The organism is Mameliella sp. CS4 (genome assembly GCF_019392335.1).
Taxonomy (GTDB): Bacteria; Pseudomonadota; Alphaproteobacteria; order Rhodobacterales; family Rhodobacteraceae; genus Antarctobacter.
Window position 1 is genome coordinate 1 of sequence record NZ_JAHXRQ010000258.1, and the last position, 243, is coordinate 243.

At 73.7% G+C, this 243-nt stretch carries 1 protein-coding gene; it reads left to right on the forward strand.

Features of this window, described 5'->3' with window-relative positions:
* The coding region (locus tag KZZ07_RS27310) for a glycosyltransferase family 2 protein (RefSeq protein ID WP_219520171.1) at positions 1–243 on the forward strand (243 nt) is incomplete at both ends.

Consider the following 243-nt stretch of genomic DNA (forward strand, 5'->3'; position numbering starts at 1 on the left):
GGCCTCGACGCCCCCGAGGCGCTCACCGGCGACCCCGACGCCCTGCGCGCGTGGCTCATGGAGCAGCTCACGGTCAGCGTCATCGTCACGGCCTACAACCACGCCGCCGATATCGGCCGCTGCCTCGACGCGGTGCTGGGCCAGCGCGGGCTGTTCCGGCTGCAGGTCGTGATCGGCGACGACAAGTCGACCGACGGCACCGCGGAGATCGTCGAGCGCTACCGGGCGCGCGACCCGGAGCGG